The sequence below is a fragment of the Methylovulum sp. genome (genome assembly GCF_028687615.1).
Classification (GTDB): domain Bacteria; phylum Pseudomonadota; class Gammaproteobacteria; order Methylococcales; family Methylomonadaceae; genus Methylovulum.
The window spans coordinates 27,165-49,926 of the sequence record NZ_JAQTZU010000004.1 but is presented as its reverse complement, the minus strand read 5'-3'; the positions used below and the strand labels follow the sequence as shown (position 1 = coordinate 49,926).

At 49.4% G+C, this 22,762-nt stretch carries 23 protein-coding genes; 9 read left to right on the top strand and 14 right to left on the bottom strand.

Features of this window, described 5'->3' with window-relative positions; all coding sequences use genetic code 11:
- The first annotated feature begins 10 nt into the window (after positions 1–10).
- Together PHH59_RS03400 and rimI are read left to right on the top strand one after the other, a co-directional pair.
- On the top strand, positions 11–706 hold the full coding sequence (locus tag PHH59_RS03400; RefSeq protein ID WP_300011236.1) for a uracil-DNA glycosylase: 696 nt from the start codon (positions 11–13) through the stop codon (positions 704–706).
- A gap of 19 nt (positions 707–725) precedes the next feature.
- A complete protein-coding gene (gene rimI / locus PHH59_RS03395; protein WP_300011233.1) occupies positions 726–1,265 on the top strand; it encodes a ribosomal protein S18-alanine N-acetyltransferase in 540 nt (179 codons plus the stop codon).
- Positions 1,266–1,358: 93 nt separating this feature from the next.
- On the opposite strand, the gene PHH59_RS03390 is transcribed toward rimI, so the two are convergent.
- The 7 genes from PHH59_RS03390 to sdhC are packed head-to-tail and all read right to left on the bottom strand — an operon-like array spanning position 1,359 to position 5,598.
- Positions 1,359–1,547, bottom strand: coding sequence for a succinate dehydrogenase assembly factor 2 (locus PHH59_RS03390; protein WP_300011230.1), 189 nt, complete (start codon positions 1,545–1,547; stop codon positions 1,359–1,361).
- A complete protein-coding gene (locus PHH59_RS03385; protein WP_300011226.1) occupies positions 1,547–2,326 on the bottom strand; it encodes a succinate dehydrogenase iron-sulfur subunit in 780 nt (259 codons plus the stop codon). The genes PHH59_RS03390 and PHH59_RS03385 overlap by 1 nt, the downstream gene beginning before the upstream one ends.
- A gap of 54 nt (positions 2,327–2,380) precedes the next feature.
- On the bottom strand, positions 2,381–2,821 hold the full coding sequence (locus PHH59_RS03380) for a PIN domain-containing protein (protein WP_300011223.1): 441 nt from the start codon (positions 2,819–2,821) through the stop codon (positions 2,381–2,383).
- Positions 2,788–3,009 carry a hypothetical protein gene (locus PHH59_RS03375; RefSeq protein WP_300011220.1) on the bottom strand — a complete coding sequence of 74 codons (222 nt, stop codon included), beginning with the start codon at positions 3,007–3,009 and terminating at the stop codon, positions 2,788–2,790. Before PHH59_RS03375 ends, PHH59_RS03380 begins: the two co-directional genes overlap by 34 nt.
- A 31-nt stretch (positions 3,010–3,040) precedes the next feature.
- On the bottom strand, positions 3,041–4,825 hold the full coding sequence (gene sdhA / locus PHH59_RS03370) for a succinate dehydrogenase flavoprotein subunit (protein WP_300011217.1): 1,785 nt from the start codon (positions 4,823–4,825) through the stop codon (positions 3,041–3,043).
- Between the two features lie 3 nt (positions 4,826–4,828).
- Positions 4,829–5,209, bottom strand: coding sequence for a succinate dehydrogenase, hydrophobic membrane anchor protein (gene sdhD, locus PHH59_RS03365; protein ID WP_300011214.1), 381 nt, complete (start codon positions 5,207–5,209; stop codon positions 4,829–4,831).
- Between the two features lie 11 nt (positions 5,210–5,220).
- Complete coding sequence (sdhC, locus tag PHH59_RS03360) at positions 5,221–5,598, bottom strand: succinate dehydrogenase, cytochrome b556 subunit (protein WP_300011211.1); 378 nt, start codon at positions 5,596–5,598, stop codon at positions 5,221–5,223.
- A 510-nt stretch (positions 5,599–6,108) separates the two neighbouring features.
- On the opposite strand from sdhC, the gene PHH59_RS03355 reads away from it, so the two are divergent.
- Positions 6,109–7,314, top strand: a complete 1,206-nt coding sequence (locus tag PHH59_RS03355) for an ABC transporter permease (RefSeq protein WP_300011207.1) — start codon at positions 6,109–6,111, stop codon at positions 7,312–7,314.
- A 2-nt stretch (positions 7,315–7,316) separates the two neighbouring features.
- On the top strand, positions 7,317–8,516 hold the full coding sequence (locus tag PHH59_RS03350) for an ABC transporter permease (RefSeq protein ID WP_300011204.1): 1,200 nt from the start codon (positions 7,317–7,319) through the stop codon (positions 8,514–8,516).
- Positions 8,517–8,570: 54 nt separating this feature from the next.
- On the opposite strand, the gene PHH59_RS03345 is transcribed toward PHH59_RS03350, so the two are convergent.
- Together PHH59_RS03345 and PHH59_RS03340 are read right to left on the bottom strand one after the other, a co-directional pair.
- Complete coding sequence (locus PHH59_RS03345) at positions 8,571–9,182, bottom strand: GNAT family N-acetyltransferase (RefSeq protein WP_300011201.1); 612 nt, start codon at positions 9,180–9,182, stop codon at positions 8,571–8,573.
- Positions 9,079–9,366 (bottom strand): DUF1778 domain-containing protein, encoded by a 288-nt coding sequence (locus PHH59_RS03340; RefSeq protein WP_300011198.1) that lies wholly within the window; start codon positions 9,364–9,366, stop codon positions 9,079–9,081. Before PHH59_RS03340 ends, PHH59_RS03345 begins: the two co-directional genes overlap by 104 nt.
- Positions 9,367–9,811: 445 nt before the next feature.
- On the opposite strand from PHH59_RS03340, the gene PHH59_RS03335 reads away from it, so the two are divergent.
- The gene (locus tag PHH59_RS03335) at positions 9,812–11,023 is read left to right on the top strand and encodes a hypothetical protein (RefSeq protein WP_300011195.1); all 1,212 of its coding nucleotides are present in this window, start codon (positions 9,812–9,814) and stop codon (positions 11,021–11,023) included.
- A 264-nt stretch (positions 11,024–11,287) separates the two neighbouring features.
- Here the strand turns inward: PHH59_RS03335 and PHH59_RS03330 are convergent, their stop codons facing one another.
- From PHH59_RS03330 to argC, 3 genes are all read right to left on the bottom strand, one after another.
- Entirely contained in the window at positions 11,288–11,947 is a 660-nt protein-coding gene (locus PHH59_RS03330) for an ABC transporter ATP-binding protein (RefSeq protein WP_300011192.1), read from the bottom strand.
- Entirely contained in the window at positions 11,944–13,080 is a 1,137-nt protein-coding gene (locus PHH59_RS03325) for an efflux RND transporter periplasmic adaptor subunit (RefSeq protein ID WP_300011189.1), read from the bottom strand. Before PHH59_RS03325 ends, PHH59_RS03330 begins: the two co-directional genes overlap by 4 nt.
- Positions 13,081–13,737: 657 nt before the next feature.
- Entirely contained in the window at positions 13,738–14,769 is a 1,032-nt protein-coding gene (argC, locus tag PHH59_RS03320) for an N-acetyl-gamma-glutamyl-phosphate reductase (RefSeq protein WP_300011186.1), read from the bottom strand.
- A gap of 235 nt (positions 14,770–15,004) precedes the next feature.
- Between argC and PHH59_RS03315 the strand changes: the two genes are divergently transcribed.
- Together PHH59_RS03315 and PHH59_RS03310 are read left to right on the top strand one after the other, a co-directional pair.
- Positions 15,005–15,976, top strand: coding sequence for an NAD(P)H-quinone oxidoreductase (locus tag PHH59_RS03315; protein WP_300011183.1), 972 nt, complete (start codon positions 15,005–15,007; stop codon positions 15,974–15,976).
- A complete protein-coding gene (locus PHH59_RS03310) occupies positions 15,973–16,818 on the top strand; it encodes a sulfurtransferase (protein WP_300011181.1) in 846 nt (281 codons plus the stop codon). Before PHH59_RS03315 ends, PHH59_RS03310 begins: the two co-directional genes overlap by 4 nt.
- A 297-nt stretch (positions 16,819–17,115) precedes the next feature.
- On the opposite strand, the gene PHH59_RS03305 is transcribed toward PHH59_RS03310, so the two are convergent.
- Together PHH59_RS03305 and PHH59_RS03300 are read right to left on the bottom strand one after the other, a co-directional pair.
- Positions 17,116–17,340: a hypothetical protein gene (locus PHH59_RS03305; protein ID WP_300011178.1), complete on the bottom strand. Its 225-nt coding sequence runs from the start codon at positions 17,338–17,340 to the stop codon at positions 17,116–17,118.
- Between the two features lie 48 nt (positions 17,341–17,388).
- Positions 17,389–17,979, bottom strand: a complete 591-nt coding sequence (locus tag PHH59_RS03300; protein WP_300011175.1) for a DUF502 domain-containing protein — start codon at positions 17,977–17,979, stop codon at positions 17,389–17,391.
- A gap of 430 nt (positions 17,980–18,409) precedes the next feature.
- Here PHH59_RS03300 and secA point away from each other — a divergent pair, with 430 nt between their 5' ends.
- Positions 18,410–21,133, top strand: a complete 2,724-nt coding sequence (gene secA / locus PHH59_RS03295; protein ID WP_300011564.1) for a preprotein translocase subunit SecA — start codon at positions 18,410–18,412, stop codon at positions 21,131–21,133.
- A 592-nt stretch (positions 21,134–21,725) separates the two neighbouring features.
- Positions 21,726–22,646 carry a hypothetical protein gene (locus PHH59_RS03290; protein WP_300011172.1) on the top strand — a complete coding sequence of 307 codons (921 nt, stop codon included), beginning with the start codon at positions 21,726–21,728 and terminating at the stop codon, positions 22,644–22,646.
- Positions 22,647–22,762 lie beyond the last annotated feature (116 nt).

Genomic DNA, 22,762 nt, shown 5'->3' with positions numbered 1-22,762 from the left:
AGGTAGCATTGTGGATAACGCGCTACGTTTGCAGTATCTGGATGCAATGGGTATTGATGTTTGGATACCCCGACATCTTGCGCCTTCCCATCTGGAATTGCCAAGCGTTGCAATTACTAGCTGTGTAGAGACCCGACCGGAAAGTGTCCCGGTCAGCGATGACTGGGACACCTTAGCCGCCGAAGTCGCCGCTTGCACCCGATGTGGCCTATGTAGCACCCGCAAAAATACGGTGTTCGGTTCCGGCAATAAAAACGCCGACTGGCTGTTCATAGGCGAAGGCCCAGGCCAGCATGAAGACGAGCAAGGCTTGCCGTTTGTTGGCAATGCGGGGCAATTGTTGACCGAAATGATCCGCGCCATCGGCCTTGGCCGTGAAGACGTGTTCATCACCAATATCGTCAAATGCCGCCCGCCCAATAACCGCGACCCCCACGCCGATGAAGTGGCGGGTTGCCATGATTATCTGCAACGGCAAATCGCGTTGATCCAACCAAAAATCATCTTGGCGGTAGGGCGTATCGCCGCGCAAACCTTGTTGGGTACTGACGCGCCCTTGTCCAAACTTAGGGGCAGGGTGCATAACGTAAATTCGATACCTGTCATTGTCATTTATCACCCCGCGTATTTATTAAGGTCATTGCTGGAAAAGCGCAAAGCTTGGCAAGACCTGCAATTTGCAATAAAAACCCTACAAAAACAATAATAAGAAAAGGAAGCTATCCATGCGTGAACTGTTCGATAAAATTAAAACCTTGGTCGTTTACGATGCCGATAAGGAATTCTATGCCAAAGTATTCCCTGATTCCGTACCGCGCAAGGATTTATTCCGTATCAGAAGGATGACCAACGCCGACTTGCCGCAAGTGCTCGCCATTGAACGAAAAAATTACCCATTTCCTTGGGAAGAAGATATTTTTGAAGATTGCTTGAAAGGGAGTTATAGCTGCTGGGTCTGTGAAGAACTTGACCGGGTTTTGGGCTACTGCCTGCTGACCATAGGGGCGGGGGAAGCGCATATCCTGAATATCTCCGTAGACCCCGCCGAGCAGAAACAAGGCATAGGCCGGAAAATGCTCAAGCATCTGATCGACGCGTCTAGGGGCAGGGCGGAGACGATTTTTTTGGAAGTCAGGCCGTCCAATATCGTCGCCATCGCCTTGTACGAAGACATGGGTTTTAATGAAATCGGCATCAGAAAAGGCTATTACCCCGCTGAAAATGGCCGGGAAGATGCGATTATGTTGGCTTTACATTTGTTTTGAACATTCATTCTTGGAAATCGCCTAACCCCATATTGCCGTATGTGCCGGAGGCATTGAAGCGCAACAACCGGGAGTCCTGTGCTTCATAGCCTTTTATTTGTTTGTGTGCGTTTTTAGAAAAAATTCCAATAACACCTCATCATCCAGTTTCAACATCTCGACAAACCGCGTTTTTTCTTCGTTATCCGCTTGCAAATAAACCGTGTCGAAATAATTTTTGAGTAGCAAATCCAATTCCAGGCTGCCACGTCGGCATTGCCATTTTAGCTTTGCCAGCTCCATTATTGCCGTTGGATCAGCAGTTTTTTGGTTTCCGCAATGGCTTTGGCCGGGTTTAGGCCCTTAGGGCAAGTGTCGGTGCAATTCATGATAGTGTGGCAACGGTACAGTTTGAACGGGTCTTCCAATTCATCCAAACGTGCGCCGGTATGTTCATCACGGCTGTCCGCCAACCAGCGGTAGGCTTGCAACAACACGGCTGGGCCCAGGTAACGCTCGCTGTTCCACCAATAACTGGGGCAACTGGTCGAGCAACAGGCGCACAGCACACATTCGTACAAACCATCCAATTTCGCACGGTCTTCCTTGCTTTGCAGGCGTTCGGAATCGGCCGGGGCGGGGGTTTGCGTGGCTATCCACGGTTTGATCGACGCATATTGCGCGTAAAAATGCGTCATGTCCGGCACTAAATCTTTGACGACCGACATGTGTGGCAGCGGGTAAATTTTGATGGTGCCAGGATAAGCATCAATGGCTTTGGTGCAGGCCAGCGTGTTTTTGCCGTTGACGTTCATCGCGCACGAGCCGCACACGCCTTCGCGGCAGGAGCGGCGGAAGGTGAGGGTGCTGTCGATGTCATTTTTGATTTTCAAAATCGCATCCAGCACCATCGGCCCGCAATCGTCCATGTCCAGCTCGTAAACATCGACACGCGGGTTTTCACCGGAGTCAGGGTCCCAGCGGTACACTTCAAAACGGCGGATGTTGGTGGCGTGTGCAGGGGCTTTGAAGGTTTTGCCTTTAGTGGGTACGGAATTTTTGGGTAGGGTGAATTCAGCCATGTGGAAAATCTCGGATTGATTGGGGTGGCATGGGAAATGGGGTGCGCGTGTCGTCTAATAGTCGAAAAAGTGGGTAAATCCTTTTTTGATTAATCCTTCTTTTAGCACTTTATCGCCGGTCCACAATAAACCTTTCAGTTCAAGCGTCAGGGCAATGTGCGCGGAATCATGTTTATCAATGTCGTGGCAGAGTTGATAAGCTTGGTGGCGATTTTCTATGCTAATCAGCTCTTCTTTGTACAGATGCACTTTTTTTAAGTAGATTGGATAAAGCTGGATGATTTCATCTTCACTCAGTCCGCTTATTTTAATTATTTTTTCTTTGTGTTTGAAAAGTTCGACCAAGACCATTTCGCAGACGAAAAACGCATTTTCAGTGGCTAACAAGGTTTCTGCAAATTTGGAACGATTGCTTAACAAAGCCGAAAAGAGGATGTTGGTATCGACAATGACAGGTTGTTTCATGAGAGGAATAAATTTTTGTGTTTTTCCCACAAGGTATTGTCAATGTCGTTGATTAATTCCCAGGCGGTTTCCTCGGTCAGTTGGCTTTTTTGTTGGATTGCACTGATGGTTAGGTAATCTAAAAATTGTTCGAGCTTTTCTTGGGCAATCAAGGAACGATTTAAGGTAATGACCACTTCTTTATTGCTACTGGCGATTTGATAAGCTGGGTTTGGCATGGCAGTTCCCTCAATCAATTAATAATCCCGCTTAATAAACCCGCTCTTTCGGCGGAATCACCTCAATATCATCCGACAAGGTGTACAAATGCACCGGACGGTAATCAATATCGACTTTGCCGTCAATCAACCAAGTCAGTGTGTGCTTCATCCAGTTGGCATCATCACGTTTGGGATAATCTTCCCGTGCATGACCGCCACGGCTTTCCTTGCGGTTGCCGGCGGCGTTGATCGTGACACTGGCTTGGGCGAGCAAATTGTCCAGCTCCAAGGTTTCAACCAGATCGGTGTTCCATATCATGGATTTGTCTTTGATGCCCACGTCGGCAAACGAGGCACTGATGTCCGCCATTGCGGCTATGCCTTCATTCAATGTCGCTTCAGTCCTGAACACGGCGGCTTTGGTTTGCATAGTCCGCTGCATATCCAAGCGGATATCAGAAGTTGAACGGCTACCGTTGGCATTGCGGATTCTGTCAAAACGCGCCAGGGCGGGTTCGCAAACATTTTTATTCAGCGGTTTATGGGCGATCCCTGGCTTGATGAGTTCGGCGCAGCGGATTGCCGCAGAGCGTCCGAACACAATCAAATCCAGCAAGGAATTTGAACCTAAGCGGTTAGCGCCATGCACCGACACACAGGCCGCTTCGCCGATTGCCATCAGGCCTGGAACAACTTTGTCAGGATTACCATTTTCCAGCGTCACCACTTCGGCTTTGTAGTTCGTGGGGATGCCGCCCATGTTGTAATGCACGGTCGGCAGGACTGGGATGGGTTCTTTAGTGACATCGACACCCGCGAAAATTTTCGAGGTTTCGGCAATGCCCGGCAAACGCTCGTGGATAATCGCCGGATCCAGATGTTCGATATGCAGGTAGATATGGTCTTTGAGTTTGCCGACTCCACGGCCTTCGCTGATTTCAATGGTCATGGCGCGGCTGACCACGTCACGCGAAGCCAGATCTTTCGCCGATGGCGCGTAACGCTCCATAAACCGCTCGCCTTCGGAATTGGTCAGATAACCGCCTTCGCCGCGCACACCTTCGGTGATCAGGCAACCGGCCCCGTAAATGCCGGTAGGGTGGAATTGTACGAATTCCATGTCTTGCAAGGGCAGACCCGCGCGTAACACCATCGCATTGCCATCACCGGTGACGGTGTGTGCCGACGTGCAGGAAAAATAACTGCGTCCATAACCGCCAGTTGCCAACACCGTTTGATGGGCTTTGAACAAGTGTATCGAACCGTCATCCAGGCACCAGGCCAATACGCCACGGCATTCGCCGTCCTGCATGATCAAATCCAGGGCGATGTATTCGACGAAGAATTCGGCGTTATGCTTCAAGGCTTGCTGGTACAAAGTATGCAGTATCGCGTGTCCGGTTTTGTCCGCCGCCGCGCAAGTGCGTTGCGCCAAGCCTTTGCCGTAATGCGTGGTCATGCCGCCGAAGGCGCGTTGGTAAATTTTGCCGTCGGCGGTGCGCGAGAACGGCACGCCGTAATGTTCCAATTCAATCACCGCCGGGATCGCCTCGCGGCACATGTATTCAATCGCGTCTTGGTCGCCCAGCCAGTCCGAACCTTTGACGGTGTCGTACATGTGGAAACGCCAGTCATCTTCGCCCATATTGCCCAAGGCCGCGCTGATGCCGCCTTGCGCCGCAACGGTATGGCTACGGGTGGGGAACACTTTGGTCAAACACGCGGTTTTTAAACCCTTTTCCGCCATGCCAAACGTCGCCCGCAAACCTGCGCCACCCGCGCCCACGACGATGACATCGTAAGCATGTTCGATAATTTTGTAACTTGTAGACATGCCTTATCCTATTAAAATGATACGCAAAACCGCCAGCAACGCCGCCAGTGCCAGAAACAGGAAGGTCAGATTCACCGCCCATACCGCGATGATTTTCGCGCCTTCGTTGGCGACATAATCTTCAATCACCACCTGCAGACCTAAGGCCGCGTGATAAAACACCGCCAGTATCCAGGCGACGATGCACACCGTATTAAACGGCATACCTAGCCATGACACGGTTTCGAGATAGGGTGCGTTGATGCACAGATTGAGTAAGATGATGAGCGGGAAAGACAAGGGGACTAAGGCCACAGCGGTGACACGCTGCATCCACCAATGCGAGGTTCCGGTTTTCGCCGAACCTAAACCTAAGGCCCTGGCTAAAGGGGGTCTAAAATCCATAAAGCAGCCTCTCAAATGAAGATTAAAGCGATTAAAGTTAAAACAAACGCCGCGCCAAGCTCGATTTTTGCATAATAATCCAAAGTTTCCTTGGCAAAAGTCTCGCCTGCATCCCAAATTAAATGCCGCACACCATGACATAAATGGAAAAACAGGGCGAAAATAAATCCCCAATACATGGGTGTTATCAGCCAATTATTCATAACCGCCTGCATTTCATCATAGTTATCAATGCCGCCTGAAACAGCCGACAGGATATAGACAATCAACAGCAAACCCGCAGACAGCATAACCCCCGTGATCCGGTGGGAGATAGAAATGATGCCGGTCAATGGCAGTTTATATATTTGTAAATGCGGGGATGTGGGCCGGTTAGAGTTGGAAGCCATTTTGTTACCTGATGGTTGTGTTAGCGGAATCCCCTACAGCGTTGATTTTCCCCGGCTGTAGATGCAGGCAGTAATCTCGTTGTGGAATTTTGTACAAGGCGGTCAAACTACCACAGATTTGACACGCATATTGCACAATTATGCGCTAAGTGTCTATAGATGAGTGCATGATTGTGGAAAATCCGGTAAAGGCTGAACGCAATTAAATTTCCTCCAAGCCGCTATCCATACGATAGGGAATGTGCATAATCACCGGTTTTCGATATTTTTCAGGCGAATAGGCTTGACTATCTTGATGGCGGTGCTTGTGATGAGGGTTCTATGCTCTAAATATCTGCATCATTGCCGTTTCAATATACCACCAGAGTATTGGCTGGTATCATGTTTGACGCACGCGCCATCTTATCTGCGCCGCACTAACTGTGTAGGTCGAGGTGAAATGGCCCATTTACCAGTTCGCTATGCCAGGACGGAATAGCAAGAGTCGAAAAACAGATTACGGAGGTTGAAATGCGCCTTGTGGACATCTTCCAACAAGCCATTATTTCCATAAAATCCCAGTGGTTGCGGACATTGCTGATTATCTTGGCAATGGGCATAGGCGTGACTTCCGTGACGGTGTTGATCGCACTCAGCGAAAGCGCCCGCAGTTATATCGTGCATGAGTTTGAAGCTCTGGGCACGCATCTGGTTATCGTATTGCCTGGACGTACCGAAACAACGGGCGGCTCCCCGCCGTTATTCGGTGAAACACCCAGGGATTTGACCCTGGAAGATGCCGGGGCGGTGGCGCACATCCCCTATGTCGCGGCGGTGGCGCCGTTGACGATAGGGGCCGCCCCGGTCACCTTTGCGGGTCTGGAGCGGGAAACCAATGTGTTTGGTTCCACGGATGCGTTATTGCGGGTGCGGCATCTGACGATGGCGCAAGGCAGTTTTTTACCGAAAACCGAGGCTGGTAACGCCCTGTCCGTTTGTGTCATCGGGCAAATGATACGCGGACAATTGTTTGCCAACACGCCGGCATTGGGCCAATGGCTACGCATAAATGACCGACGGTTTCGGGTTATCGGCGTGCTGGCTTCGGAAGGCGAATCCGTCGGTGTCGATTTTGATGAGATGGTGATTATCCCTGTCGCTTCCGCCCAAGCCTTATTCGACACCCACTCCTTGTTCCGAATTTTAATCGAAACCAAGTCCAGGGACGCGATGTTAAAAACGGTTGATGCCGTCAAAAAGATCATCAAACTTCGTCACGAGGGCGAAGAGGACATCACCGTCATCACCCAGGACAGTGTGGTCAACGCCTTCAATAAAATCCTGACCGCGCTGACCATCGCCGTGGCCTGTATCGGTGGCATTAGCCTGGTTGTCGCGGGTGTGCTGGTCATGAACGTCATGCTGGTCAGTGTCACGCAGCGTACCGCCGAAATCGGCTTGCTCAAAGCATTGGGCGCATCACAAGCCCAGGTGCAGTGGCTTTTTCTGGCTGAGGCCGTGCTGTTGTCATGGGTCGGCGCGTTGGTCGGTTTGTCCGTCGGCCAATTGGTCATCTCAGCCATACAAATCATTTATCCGAATTTCCCTATTGCCCTGCCTGACTGGGGCTTAGTGTCCGCCGTCAGCGTTTCAATCCTGACTGGCTTATTGTTCGGTGTGTTGCCAGCCCGCAAAGCGGCAAGGCTAGACCCGATAGTCGCGTTGGCGAAACGATGACTATGAATTTCTTTGACATACTGCTTCTGTCATTCCGAACCATCACCGCCTATAAATTACGGTCGGCACTCACTTCGTTAGGATTAATCATCGGGATTGCCGCCGTCATTATCCTGACCTCCTTAGGCCGTGGCCTGCACAGCTTGGTGATCGCTGAATTCACCCAGTTTGGGACGAATATTATTGGCATCCATCCAGGGAAAAAGTCCACTTTTGGATTATCCGGGGCGACCATCAGCACGGTACGTCCATTATCTATGACAGATGCAGCGAGTTTGGGCAAATTAGGCGGGATACTTGCCGTCGTGCCCGTGGTGCAAGGCAATGCACGGGTGGAAACGGACACCAAACAGCGGCGCACCAACGTCATCGGTGCGGGGGCCGCCGTCCCCCAAGTCTGGCAAATCCGCACCCAATTAGGCCAGTTTTTGCCTTCAGGTGAAGACGCCCATCCCCGCGCTTTCGCCGTGCTGGGCGATAAGCTGGCAAGCGAGTTGTTCGGGCAAACCAGCCCCTTGGGCAAACGCATACGCATTGGCACTGACCGTTACCGTGTGCTGGGCGTGATGGAAAAAAAAGGCCAGATGCTGGGTTATGATATGGATGACAGCGTCTATATTCCGGCGGCAAAAGCGTTGGCTTTGTTTGATCGGGAAAGCCTGATGGAAATTGATTTGCTGTATGGCAATAACGTCTCGGTCGCCTCGGTACTCAAAAGCATTAAGCAATTGCTCATGGCACGGCATGGACTTGAAGATTTTACCTTAATCACCCAAAACCAGATGTTGGCGAGCATGGATTCCATCCTGAACATTTTGACAATGGCGGTGGCGGCTTTAGGGGGCATCTCGCTGTTGGTCGGGTCAGTCGGCATCATCACCATTATGACCATAGCCGTATCGGAGCGGGTGTCGGAAATCGGCTTGTTGCGGGCCATAGGCGCGGAAAGAAGCATCATATTCAAGTTATTCTTGTTTGAAGCCTTAAGCTTAAGCGCGGTGGGCGGGCTGATCGGGGTTTTAGCGGGTATCGGCATCGTTGGATTAACCAGCAAGCTAGTGCCGGCACTGCCCACCGAATTGGCCTGGAGTTACATCACCGCCGCTTTCATCCTGTCTTTACTGATAGGCATCATTTCAGGCGTGATACCGGCAATCAGGGCGTCCCGTTTGGAGCCGTTGCAGGCGTTGCATTCTGAATAGGCTTTCCTGTGCTATATCAACTTGACACATCTGCCGAGTTTCATAATTTTGTTGTCAGTCAGGCTCGGCTAAAATTGATCGAATGGTTTCTATCGTCATCAGAAGCGTCATCGGTTGCAAAGGTGATTCCACGAATCCACGCGAAAGGTAGAACTGTTTGGCTTGGTCAGAAATAGCATGAACCAATAGGGCAAACACACCGGCATCTCCCGAGACGTTGACTGCCCGCAGCATCGCATCACGAAGCAGTGCCTGCCCGATTCCCTGGTTATGGTAACGCTTATCGACGGCGAGCCGACCGAGCAACAGGACAGGCAGTGGGTTTGGCATGTTGCGCCGCATCGCCTTTGGTGCAGCCTCATGGCTGATCGCGCCTGCCGACAGGCTGTAGTAACCAATGACAGTTTCGCCTACACACAACACAAAACAGCGCGAAGCGCCGGTCGAATGGTTCTTGAAAGCACGCTTTTTGAGCCATTCGTTCAGAGATGATTCACCACTGTCAAAATTTGCCAGTTCGTGATCAACCGTGATCGGCGAGGGGGGGTAAAATCGAGTGGGTTCATTTCTCCCAAGGCGCTTTCGTCTTGAGCAATCGGCGTAACTTGTCAGTTGGTGGCAATGGCTGATCGAGCAGCGCCTGAAATTTAGCGTAAGTGCCTTCATCGACCGTAAAGAAAGCCTGATCGAGCAGCACGTTTTCCGCCTCACGACAGGCTGCTTCAAGCATAAAATCAGACCGGCTACGGCCTAGACGATCAGCAGCCTGATCGATTAGATCACGTTGCCTGGTTTTGGCTCGGATGTTAATGGAAACGGAAGCCGCTTCTCTGGTGTGTGTCTGTGACATGGCCGTGCTCCTTTGTATACACATTAAGCGTACATTATTATGCACCATGATGATACATCAGGCAATGAGGTGCTAGGCAATTCCCTTTATAACAAAACCTGGTAGTCCTGCAATCGGAATGATAATAGATTTGTCAATAAAATATTGCGATGACTGTACGCCTTGAAGTACGGGCATTCGACCCAATAAATCGGTAGGCTTGACTTTTTACAAATCATTCCGATTGCAGGACTACCCAAAACCTATCTGATTTGAGGCTACAATGATCCTGTAACTCAGCCGGACGGGGGGCAATATGCTGCGTCCGGCTGAGTTTCTCGGATAGTTCAGAGATAGCGGCAGCCACATTAAAACGTTAGGGCCGGGGTTTGCAAACCCCGGCCCGCATGAGGATGGAGTTAAAGATTAGTGTGTCATATGCAAACCATAGTTTTGGAAACAACCAATGTTGACTCTACAATACCCAAGTTTAATGCTTATTATTCAGCAGATGCCCGTTGGCATCTTGCCGCTCCTCTTGAAAGATGAAGAGTGCCCGATATTCATAGTTAAGGCACCAAAGGAATACATTCTTGCCGCCAAGATCAATGCAAGTTTAAAAATCTACCTAGTGCCTGTAATCGTTGATAATCAAAAGACCTTTGGACTGGTTACAGCATTCTTCGATGATGAAGATGAACCTTTGGTTATTAAGACCCCCTTGTTTTCAGATGATTTTTCTATAACGCTATTTGAATCGCTTCGAAACGGGCGGATCAATGTTCATTTTTTTGATGAGCTATCACGTGAGCGCTTGGTGTATCGCGCACACATCACAATTCCTGATGAGACACAACAGAAAATTGATGAAATCACTCTGCTGGACTTCTCTTTTCCAAACGCCCGAGCAATGATGGATGAAATTGAAACTTTTTTTGGATTGCGGACTTCTTTGGATGATGATCGGGCAATTGGTGTTTCTTTGAACGAGTCCGTCTATGGAGAAGACCTTTTCATACAAGATCTGCGGCCAGAACAGCATTCTTATCATGGTTCGCGTGGATTTAGCCATACCATATTAGAAAGAGAAGAGCCAGGAAGCTACCAAGAAGAAGATATAATTCAGTGCCTTTTATCAGTTTTCTCGCCTGAACAAATTTATCTCAGCCCCAAACGGATACACGATAAAGAAGAGATATGCGATATTCTGGTGATCACCGATACAAAGTTGCTAATCATTCAAGCGAAAGATAGCCCGAACATTAAGCGGATCAGCCGACAGAAGCTATCAAGAAAACGCAGCAATGTGGTGGGGGCGCTGAAGAAGGCTATTGAACAGGTGAAGGGAGCGATCGGCTACTATCGCCGCATCGGGGGCAGATTAGAATTTCTAATTAATGGAAAGCAATACTCTATCGACACCACACAGCTAGAGGTTAAGGCATTGATAGTGGTCAAAGAGTTATTTAATGATCAATATAGCGAATATAGTCCACTTCTACTTGAAGTTTTTAGAGATAAGGCAGTTCCATGTATAGCATTGGACTATCCAGAGCTATACCAATTCTGCGCGCACCTCCAGAATGAGGAAGACTTTTTCGATGCCTACAATACCGTGATGGTTTATGCTGCTAAGTATGGTGAGTATCCAAGACTCCGGTTTGGCTTGGTCGAATGATAAATAAAGTGTCGAAGTCGTGACGTATAACAATCGCATACACTCGGACAGCAAAAAGTGCTGCTCATTCCTCGCTTTGCTTTTTGCTGCCGATGATGTGAGACGTTGATCGGTTGCTCTGAAGCTTTCACTTGCCGTAAATCTCAAATTCCATTCTCTTAATGGCTGAATGAAGACATTCATTCGCCTTAGATTTGATAGCATTCAAACAAGAGGTAAACCTATCAATACCAAATAGCGAAAAACCTGGAAAGCTATTCGCCATTATTCAATTTGCCCATCAACAATCCTAATCCGCCGTGGCGCACGGCTACCCAGTACCTGATCGTGGGTAATCATAATCAAGGTCACGCCTTGCCGATTCAGGTTTTCCAATAACTCCATAATTTCCAAGCCCGCCTTACTATCTAGGTTGCCTGTCGGTTCGTCGGCTAACACCACTTCGGGGCGCATAATCATCGCACGGGCAATCGCCACCCGTTGCAGTTGCCCGCCGGACAGTTGGTTCGGTTTATGGTGGATGCGGTCTTGCAAGCTGACGGCAGCCAGTGCTTCCAGCACCCGTTGTTTGCGTTCCTTGGGGTTGATGCCTGCCAATATCATCGGCATTTCGACGTTTTCGGCGGCGGTCAAACGCGGGATGACGTGGAAAAACTGGAACACAAAACCGATATTTTCCCGGCGTATCCTAGCCAGTTCATCATCGCTGCGTTGGATCACATCAATATCATTCAACACATACCGCCCCGAAGAGGGCCTGTCAAGCAAGGCGACAATATTTAACAACGTGGATTTACCGGAACCAGAGGGGCCCATCACCGAGACGTATTCACCTTTGTTTATCGTGAGGTTAATGTCATTCAGGGCGTGGACGGACTGCTCGCCGACCTGGAAATACCGATGGATATGCTCCAACTGGATCATGGCCGTTCCTGGACATAAGCACCTGCCTTCACGCCGTCCTGACCGATGGATTTGACGATTTTGTCGCCGACAGCCAAGCCGGAAATGACTTCTATGGTATTCCAGTTGCTTAAGCCGGGTTTAAAGCTGCGCTCTTCCAATAAACCGTCTGCTTTTATCAGTAAAACGCGGTTGTTTTCCATGACGGCTTCTGCCGGAACCCAGATCGCTTGCGCTTTGCTGGTCAGTAAAACTTCAATATCGGCGCTGTAGCCGGGCAGCAATTCCTTGAGGTCTTTCGGGTCGGTCAGCTTCACTTCCACTTCGACGGTACGCGCCTGTTTTTCTTTTTCCAACACATACGGGGCAATCCGTGACACTGTGCCGGAACAGCGTTTTTCAGGGAAGGCATCCAGCGAGACGCAAGCGGTCATGCCCGTTTTTATCTGCGGCGCGTCGACTTCATCAATCGGGGCGGACACATATAGGCAACTGACATCCATCAGGTCAATTGCAGGCAGGGTGGGGATTCCTGGTGGTGACGGTGTGGCATATTCGCCGAGTTCGGCATTGATCTCCGCCACCGTGCCGTCAAACGGGGCGATGAGCAGGGTGCGCTCAACCGCCGCTTGCGCCGCTTCCAAAGCCCGTTCGCTGACTTTGATGTTTTCGCGTGCGGCCTTGCAGGCGGCTTGCTTGGATTTGGCGGTGAACACTTTGTTATCGACCATTTCCTCAGAAACAAAACGGTCGCGCTGATACAGCTTGTTGATCCGTTCCGCTTCACGGCCCGCACTGGCGCCAAGCTGGCAAGCCTGTTCGGCGGAAGCTTGGTTCGCGCGGATTTGCGCTTGCTGTAATTTCACTTGGTCTTGTAAATCCTTATTCCACACCTCCAGCAACAACTGGTTTTGCTGGACTTGGTCGCCTTCTTTAACATGCAGTTTTGCCACCTGACCGCCCGTCGCCGGAGCCAGAAAAGCCCGCCTACATGCCTTGACCGTGCCTACCCGCGTATTGGACACTGTTGATTTAACCTCGCCCTTGGCGACGGTATACACGTCAACTGCTATGGGTTTGGGCGGCTGCTTATAAAAATAAACCGCAGCCAGTCCGGCAAGGATAAGGGCGGTTATCAGGTAAGGTTTTTTCATGGGGAGAATCCGAAGCGGCAAGTCATGGCGATAGTCTGATTAACTGATGTTACGCAGATACATCTGGGTTGTCGAAAAGAAACAGAAGTTGAGTTGCGATTGCGACGATTATTTAAAGTCGGTTCCCACACGGGCAAGCGGCCCACTTGCTTTTGCGGTGCTTTGGCACACCGCTACGCTGCTCTGTCCATAGACCACCCTTTAGTGGTGGCATCCACCCGGTCGAAAAGAAAATGGCAAAGAAAAGGCGGCCCGGTTGCCGCTATTGTCTTGTATTCCCCGCTCCTATGCCCTAGGGTATTTGTCTGGGGGGCGGCACAAGGGGCTTCATACCCTTCCGCCTAGGTCTTCCTAATCAAGAAATACCATCAAAAAATACTATGCCGTTGTTCAATTTTGATGGGCATGGGTTTTTAGATGGGGGGCAAGCCATTGTAATTTTGGCGATGGCGCGGATGAAGACGGATTGTTGGTAATCTGGAAGTGCGTCAATGGATTGCTGCGTGTATCGATAAGCTCCAGCAAATGCTGGGGGACTTTGTTAGGCAGCTAATGGTTGCCCAGCCAGTGATTGGATTGGCGATAGCCACAATGGGTGCATCGCCTAATCCTTTCAATTTCCAGTTGCCATGAAGATTGCAATTGTTAGATGGGCGGTTAGGGATACAAAGCGACTGTCCCCAAGCCTGCCGTTTCTGCCAAGCCAAACATCAGGTTCATGTTCTGCACCGCTTGTCCTGACGCGCCTTTGACCAGATTGTCGATGACCGACAGCACCACCACCGTGTTGCCGTCTTGCGGTTGATGCAGGGAGATTTGGCAATTGTTGCTGCCGCGCACATTACGGGTGTCAGGATGTGAAGCCTGCGGCAGGACATCGACAAACGGCTCGTTTGCATAGCGTTGTTCGTACAGGGCTTGCAAGGAGCTGGCATTGCCCCGCAACTGTGCGTACAAAGTGGCGTGGATGCCGCGTATCATCGGGGTCAAATGCGGGACAAACGTCAATTGCACGGCTTGTCCGGCGGCAATAGCCAAACCTTGGCGGATTTCAGGTAAATGCCGATGTCCGCTGACGGCGTAGGCTTTGAAGCTTTCGCCGGTTTCGCTCATCAAGGCCGCCAATTCCGCTTTGCGTCCTGCGCCACTGACACCGGATTTGACATCGGCGATCAGGTGGCCAAGATCAACCAACTTGTTTTCTATCAGCGGCAAAAAACCCAATTGCACGGCGGTCGGGTAACAGCCTGGGCAAGCGATTAAATTGGCTTGCTGGATGGCGGCGCGGTTGACTTCGGGCAAGCCATAGACGGCGTGTCTGATCAAATCGGGGCAGGCGTGATTCATGCCATACCAATGTTGCCATTCTTCGACGTTTTGTAATCTAAAATCAGCCGATAAATCGATGACTTTGACGCCCCGCTCCAATAAGGCTTCGGCCATTTGCATCGCCGTGCCGTTGGGTGTGGCAAAGAACACCACATCGCATTGCGCCAGGGTGTCGATTTCCGGTTGGGTGAAGCAGGCATCCAGCAATTTTCGCAGGCTCGGATACACCGCATCTACCCGCACCCCGGCATCGGCGCGTGACGTGACGACAGACACGTCAACATCGGGATGCCGTGCCAAAATCCGTAACAGTTCCACTCCGGTATATCCGGTGCCGCCTACAATACCTGCCTTAATCATTTTTTATCCTTATGTTGTGGCGGCTTAAAATCCCGCCGCTAAATAGCTGGGCGGCAAGATAGCATCCACTACAGGCAGCGTCAATTATCGGGCAATCAGAATCTTAGCGTTTGTGTGTTATCCGTATTTTCTGATTTTTTCTATCGGCTGGATTTAAAAACTTGCAAACCTTGATTGCCGGAAACTGGCTTGCGTTGCATATAATAGCGTGGTCATTTTTATTGCGGATTAATTTATGCGTGTTATCGAAATACAAAACCATGCCTTACTAAGCTCCGAACGGGCCATACCGGAACCGGCTTCGTATCAGGTGTTGGTTAAAGTCGCCGCCGCCGGGATAAACCGCCCTGATGTGATGCAGCGTAATGGCCTATATCCGCCGCCACCTGGCGCATCGGATATTCCCGGTCTGGAAATTGCTGGAACCGTGGCGGCGGTGGGCGATGCGGTGACGCCGTGGCGAGTCGGTGATACCGTGTGCGCCTTGGTCACGGGTGGTGGCTATGCCGAATATTGCTTGGCTTCTGCGGCCTTATGTTTGCCAGTACCAGAAAGTTTGTCATTACTCGAAGCGGCGGCGTTGCCGGAAACCTTTTTTACCGTCTGGAGCAATATCTTCGACCGCGCCGGCTTAAATGCCAACGAAACTTTACTGGTGCATGGCGGCGGCAGTGGCATAGGCACAACCGCGATACAACTTGCCAGGGCGTTTGGCGCCAAAGTTTTTATCAGCGCAGGTTCTGAAGAAAAATGCCACTTTTGCCGTGAATTAGGCGCAGAGGCGGCGATTAATTACCGTGAACAGGATTTTGTCGAAGCAGTCCTGCAATTGACCCAACATCGTGGCGTTGACGTGATCCTCGATATGATCGGTGGTGATTATTTGCCGCGTAATATCAAATGCCTGGCAACAGATGGGCGGCTGGTGCAAATCGCCGTGCAGCAGGGCGCCAAATCCGAACTGAATCTGTGGGCCGTGATGCAAAAACGCCTGACCCTTACCGGTTCCACCTTACGGGGCCGTGACGATGCCTTTAAGGCCGCCATCGCCCAAAAACTCTATAAAAACGTCTGGCCTTTACTGGAGTCCGGCACAATCAAGCCCGTTATCCATCGTATTTTTCCCCTTAACGATGCCGCGCTGGCCCATGCGCTGATGGAAAGCAACCAGCACATCGGCAAAATTATCCTACAGGTCTCTCCATGAACTACACCACTTTAATTTCCGCCGCCGATTTGCAAGCTAATTTGGCGAATCCAGACTGGACCGTCGTCGATTGCCGGTTTTCACTGGCTGACACCGAAGCCGGACACAGCGCTTACCGGTTCGGACATCTCCCCAACGCCCGTTATGCCGATTTGAACCAGGATTTATCCTCGCAAATCACTGACCAAACAGGCCGCCACCCGTTGCCGGATGTCCGGGCATTGGCAAACAAATTAGGGACATGGGGCATAGCCAACCATACCCAAGTGGTGGTTTATGATGATGCCAGCGGCGCGTTTGCCGGGCGCTTGTGGTGGTTGTTACGTTGGTTGGGGCATGACAAGGTGGCGGTATTGGATGGCGGCAGCAAACACTGGCAACAACTGGGTTTGCCCATCACCACTATCTTGCCCAAAGTTAAGCCGGTTGTTTTCAGGCCGTACCTGAACACCAGCGGCTGCTTGGATGCCCGTGCGCTGGAAAATGGCTTGGCGACTAAAAAACTTTGCTTGCTTGATGCCCGGACACCCGAACGTTATCGTGGTGAACAAGAGCCGATAGATCCCGTCGCCGGGCATATTCCTGGCGCGTTAAACCGCCCGTTCCAGCAAAATTTAGCTCAAGATGGATTGTTTCTGCCACCTGCGGTGTTACGGCAACAGTTTAGCAACTTGATAGGCAACTACTCACCGGATGCAGTGGTACACAATTGCGGTTCGGGAGTCACTGCTTGCCATAATCTGTTGGCTATGGAACATGCGGGTTTGCGTGGCTCCAGCTTATATGCCGGGTCTTGGAGCGAGTGGATTAGGGATGCGAATAGGGCGGTGGCGGTAGGATAAAACTGACGGTGTATACTGCGTCGATTACAGCATAAGCCATTAAATTGTATAAAAAATATCCTGGCTTGTAAGATTCGGGAGGTTTTTGGTGTGTTACGGTCACTGCCAAGATGTTATCAACGCGGAATATATACTCTCAGAATGGTCAAGTTTTCGGTTTTTTAGGTAGGGTACGCTGTGCGTACCTTCATAAATTATCATTAAAAATCAATGAAAAAGGTACGCACAGCGTACCCTACAACGAATTGAAGAAACCGAAAACTTGACCGCCGGTATAACCGACATTGACTTTGAAGCTTATTTTGTTTGCGAATCAATTTGTCGTTTTTCTTGTTCAGCCCCTTCTTGGAGCACTTGTTCCACCAGTTTGGCTCTATTGAGGGCTTCGAGCTGGGGGTTTTGAGCACCGGTTGCTTGATCATTGGGGGCGGAAGAAGCATTGACGTCGGCCGGTTTTTCTTTGCTACAGCCGACCATATTGAAAATGGTCAATAAAAATATGAGGGCAATTTTAAATTTCATTGGTTTATGGGGTTTATGTAAAGTGGATTTTAAGGATTCACAGACAGCTTAAGGTAGTTCAGCCATTTCTGAAGCTTTATTGTAATCGACGCCAACACTGACAATAAAGCTGGTGGCTTCTTCAATATCCATTGCGGATTTAACGATTTTTGCCTGGTCAACAATAACGGTAAAGCCCGAAGTTGGGTTGGGCGAGGTTGGGATAAACAACACATACTTGTCATCATGCCGGTTGGTGACATAAGCCGGCACCCAAATGCCCGCACTGGGGTATTCAACATAAACCACTTCTTTGGCAATAGTTTGGTTATGTGATGAGAACATGTTGATCAATTTGCCGACCACCCGGTACACCGTATTTAAAAATGGAATTCTTTCAATGATTTTGTCGAATATGGTGATCACCCAAGGGCGGCCTTTCTTGACGATTTTCTGGCCGATGGACACGACAATCGTAAAACTGACAGTGAAAAACAATGCCGTATAGACATAGCTATCCGCATAGTCATAGACGATGCTGAACAGGTCTGAAACTAATTTCTCAATAAAAATAATGATTTGCAAAATAACTACGATGGGGATTATCGCTAGGATACCGATCAAAAAATAATTTAAAAGTTTTTTGGTGAACAGTTGCATGATTTTATTCCTCTGTCGTTCTAGTCGTGGTTGCCAGTAAATAGCCGTAAAGAACGTGCTGGATAAACCAGACGCACTTTCTCTACATGGATACTGATGTTTAATTATTATTGTCCATCCTGTTGGTTTTACGGACACCTAAAAGTGCCGGCCAGCGTCCTTGACCGTAGGTGTCAAAAACCAATTCTACGCGTTCAATTATATGCTAATTTCACATTTTCAGTGGCTTATCAATGCAGAAGGGCCTTGGCTGCATCAGCAATGACCAAGGCAATGACCAACAAATATCAAGTTATCGGTTAATTTCCAGCCGTTCACAAGCGTCTGATGAATATAACAATCGGGCGTTTTCTCTGTAACTAATAAGCTAGACGGTATATAATCGGAAGCTTTGATTAAATCATTTACCACTTTCACACCGGAAAAAGACATGCTCGGTAAGCTAGTTAAACTTGTTGTAGGGAGCCGTAACGATAGGCTGATAAATAAAAAGAGAAAGCTGGTCAAAAAGATCAATGCTTTAGCTTTGGAATATGAAAAACTATCTGAGGATGAATTAAAAGCTAAAACCCAGTTTTTTCGTGACCGTCTGGCTCAGGGAGAACGTCTGGACACTCTCATTCCTGAAGCCTTTGCAGCCGTGCGCGAAGCGTCCACACGCGTGTTCGGCCTACGCCATTTCGATGTGCAATTGATCGGTGGCATGGTGTTGAACGACGGTAAGATTGCCGAAATGAAAACCGGCGAAGGCAAAACGCTGATGGCGACCTTGGCGGCGTATCTGAACGCATTACCAGCCCGTGGCGTGCATGTCGTCACCGTCAATGACTATTTGGCTAAACGCGATGCCGAAAACATGGGCATGCTCTATGGCTATTTGGGCTTGTCCACGGGTGTGATCCTGAGCCAGATGGATGCCCCGTCAAGACGCCAAGCCTACGCTTCTGACATCACTTACGGCACTAACAACGAATTCGGCTTCGATTATCTGCGTGACAATATGGCGTTCAGCTTGGAGCAAAAAGTCCAGCGGGATTTGTATTTTGCCATCGTCGATGAAGTGGACTCCATCCTGATTGACGAAGCACGGACACCGCTGATTATTTCCGGACCCACTGAAGACAGCACCGAGATTTACATCAAGGCCAATGACATTGTCCCGCTGTTGACCGTCCAGGAAAAAGACAGCCCGCATGGCGATTACACGGTCGATGAAAAAACCCGCCAAATCCATCTGACCGAACAAGGCCATGAGCGTATCGAACAGCTTATGGTCGAACACGGCCTGATGGCGGAAGGCACCAGCTTGTATGATGCGACCAACATCCGTTTGATGCACTATCTGAACGCCTCCATGCGGGGCCACATCTTGTTCAAGAAAGACGTGGATTACATTGTCGCCAATGACGAAGTGGTCATTGTTGACGAATTTACCGGACGCGTGATGCCCGGACGGCGTTGGTCAGAAGGCCTGCATCAGGCGATAGAGGCGAAAGAGCACGTCACCATCCAAAACGAAAACCAAACGCTGGCTTCCATCACCTTCCAAAATTACTTCCGTCTGTACGAAAAACTGTCGGGCATGACCGGAACCGCCGATACCGAAGCGTTCGAGCTGAACAAAATTTATGGTTTGGAAGTGGTGGTTATCCCTACCCATAGACCGATGATACGCCGCGATCTGGGTGATGTGATCTTCCTGACCGCCGATGAAAAATACCAAGCCGTGGCTGAAGACATTAAAGAATGCGTCAGTCGCGGGCAGCCGGTGTTGGTTGGAACCACGTCGATTGAAAATTCCGAACGGGTGTCGCTGCTCTTGAATACGATGGGCATCAAGCATGAAGTGTTGAACGCCAAACAGCATGAACGCGAGGCGCACATCATTGAACAGGCCGGCCAGCCTTTCGCCGTGACCATTGCCACCAACATGGCGGGACGCGGAACCGACATCGTGCTGGGTGGCAATCTTGAAGCTGAACTGAAACTTCTAGGCACTGAGGCCAGCGATGCAGAAAAGGACAAAACACGCGGGGGCTGGTTGGATCGCCATAACCAAGTCATCGCCAGCGGTGGATTGCATGTCATTGGCTCGGAGCGGCACGAATCACGCCGTATCGACAACCAGTTGCGCGGTCGTTCCGGTCGCCAAGGTGATCCGGGTTCCACCCGTTTTTACTTGTCTTTGCAAGATGACTTGATGCGGATATTTGCTTCTGAGCGCGTCGCCGGTTTGATGCAAAAACTGGGTATGGGCAACGGCGAGGCGATTGAGCATCCTTGGGTGACGCGCTCCATTGAAAACGCCCAACGCAAAGTCGAAGGCCGCAATTTTGACATCCGTAAAGAAATCCTTGCTTATGACGATGTCGCCAATGACCAGCGTAAAGTGATTTATGCCCAGCGTAATGAAGTCATGGCGGCGGCGGAAATTTCCGGGATTATCACGGCGATACGGGAAGACGTCGTCAACCACGCCATCACGGAATATATCCCGCCTAAAACGATGGCTGAACAATGGGCGATAGAGGAATTAGAGTCCCATATCCACCAAGAATTTACTGTGCAGATTCCGATCCGCCAAATGTTGGATGAAGACCATTCTTTGCAAGAGCCTTCATTACGTCAGCGTATTGTCGAAATACTCGAACAAAACCATAAAGACAAGGAACAGCATATCGGTTTGGAAATCATGCAACATATTGAAAAAACAATCATGTTGCAAGTGTTGGACAGCAATTGGAAAGAGCATCTCGCCGCGATGGATTATCTGCGCCAAGGCATCCATTTCCGGGGGTATGCACAAAAAGACCCGAAACAGGAATACAAGCGTGAAGCGTTTGAAATGTTCAATAACCTGCTGGAACATATTAAGCACGAAGTCGTCACCATCTTGTTCAAAATCCAGCTCAGGCAAGACCATGACGCCCAAGTGTTGGACGAACAAATGCAAACGCCAAGGGCCATGCAGTTCCAGCATGCACAAGTGCCATTATTCGATGCTGATGACGCGGCGCAATTGGCGGTGGACGATGAGGAAGAGGCCAACGCACCGTTGCTTGCTGGCGTTGACACTAAAAATGTCGGCAGGAACGATGCTTGTCCCTGTGGCTCCGGGAAAAAGTTCAAACATTGCCACGGTAAAATCAGTTAATTTATCATTACAATGATGGGCTATGGCAGGTAGGTAGCCATTTAGTCAGCTCAAGGGCCGGAAATACAAAGAGAATTTGTGTTTCCGGCCTTTTTTGTTTTGGCTTAACGGTAATGGCGTTGTCAGTTGGGCGAACCGGGCAATGGAACACGGTTGTTAGATGGAAGCTGGATACCAACACGTCGTTATAAATATAATTAAACTATGTTATTTAACGTATTTAATTGTGTCATTTGACGCTGTTTCTATTATATTTAATAAAAACATAGGCTTAATTAAAGCCAAAAAAATAAATCTGCGGCATTTCACACGTTTTTCTTTTAAAGCGGCGGTTTCAGGCATTTCTCCGTTAATTTTAAGGAAGGGAATGGGTTCCAAAAAGATGGTAATCCCCTGCTTTTTATAAGTTATTTTTTCTTGAATAAAATTTTTAAAATATATAATTCAATGTGTTGCTATTCATATTAGTTTGAAATCTTTATATAAGAAAGTGGCATACATACTGCTCTCTTTAGTTAATGTAAATCTAGGGCAGGTTCTAATCATTTTCTTGATTTGCTTTTAAAACTAATAATGTCCACAGGAGGACTTGATGAAAAAACAAACACTGGCGAAAAAACTGGCACTGATTTCAGGCGCAATATTGGTTTCGGTTGCCGCCCAAAACGTACTGGCGCACACGGGTATCAGAAATGCCGTTGTGGAAAACCAACTGTCTTTTAATGCACTCAATATTACTCATGGCTGTAGCGGTAATGAAGATACTTCAGGCAAGCACTTGGATGTCATTGCATCTTCGGTGCTGTTTCCAAATGCCGCAGATCCTGCGATGGCGGTAGTCACTAAGTTGGATCCGACAACTGGGCTTAAAATAGGGGAATTGCCTGATTTATCAGGAGATATTGCCGGTGTCGTACCAGGCAAAGGTTTTATTAACTTGGGTTTGGGTTTGGTGCAACCTAATATCTTCCCTAATTTTGTTCCCGTGATAGATAAAAACACGTTGGTTGGTCAACATGCCACGCCTTTAAATAGAGGCTTTTTCAGTCATAATGGCCCAATACCTTATGCGTCTGCGCCCATGTGGGAATCAGTGACCAGTACTTCTGTCTATGGCCCGTTCAATGTTGGCCCAGTTGCTTTTATAAAATCATCAACTTCTTGTGCAAAAAGCCTGAAAGTGCGTGTAGCTGCCGCCAACTGGTGTCTAAGTGGCAAGGCCAACGATACTAATCCTGCCCGGATGGATGTCTGGATTGGTCACATGACAACTAAATTCAATGATCCGCAAGTCATGCCTTATAGCCAAGCCGATATGGATAAGGGTTTGTTCTACTGGCCTACAATGACCATTAGCCGTGATTTGGTAGCTAATCCACTTGATCCTGCTTGCGGTGACGGTTATAACTTGGCTATCGAGCCTGCGGATGCAGATATTGATGCCAACTTGCCAATTCCGCGTGGCCGTGCACCAGCCGGTGCGCCACAACACTATTGGCCTTCAAGAAGATAGAGATCATAACGTAACACTAAACCTCGCTTTGGCCTTCTGGTGTGTTATTTGATTATGGCTGTGGAATAATTGGTATCAGCTAGATAATTATTCTTATGTTATCAACCTCTATGCCA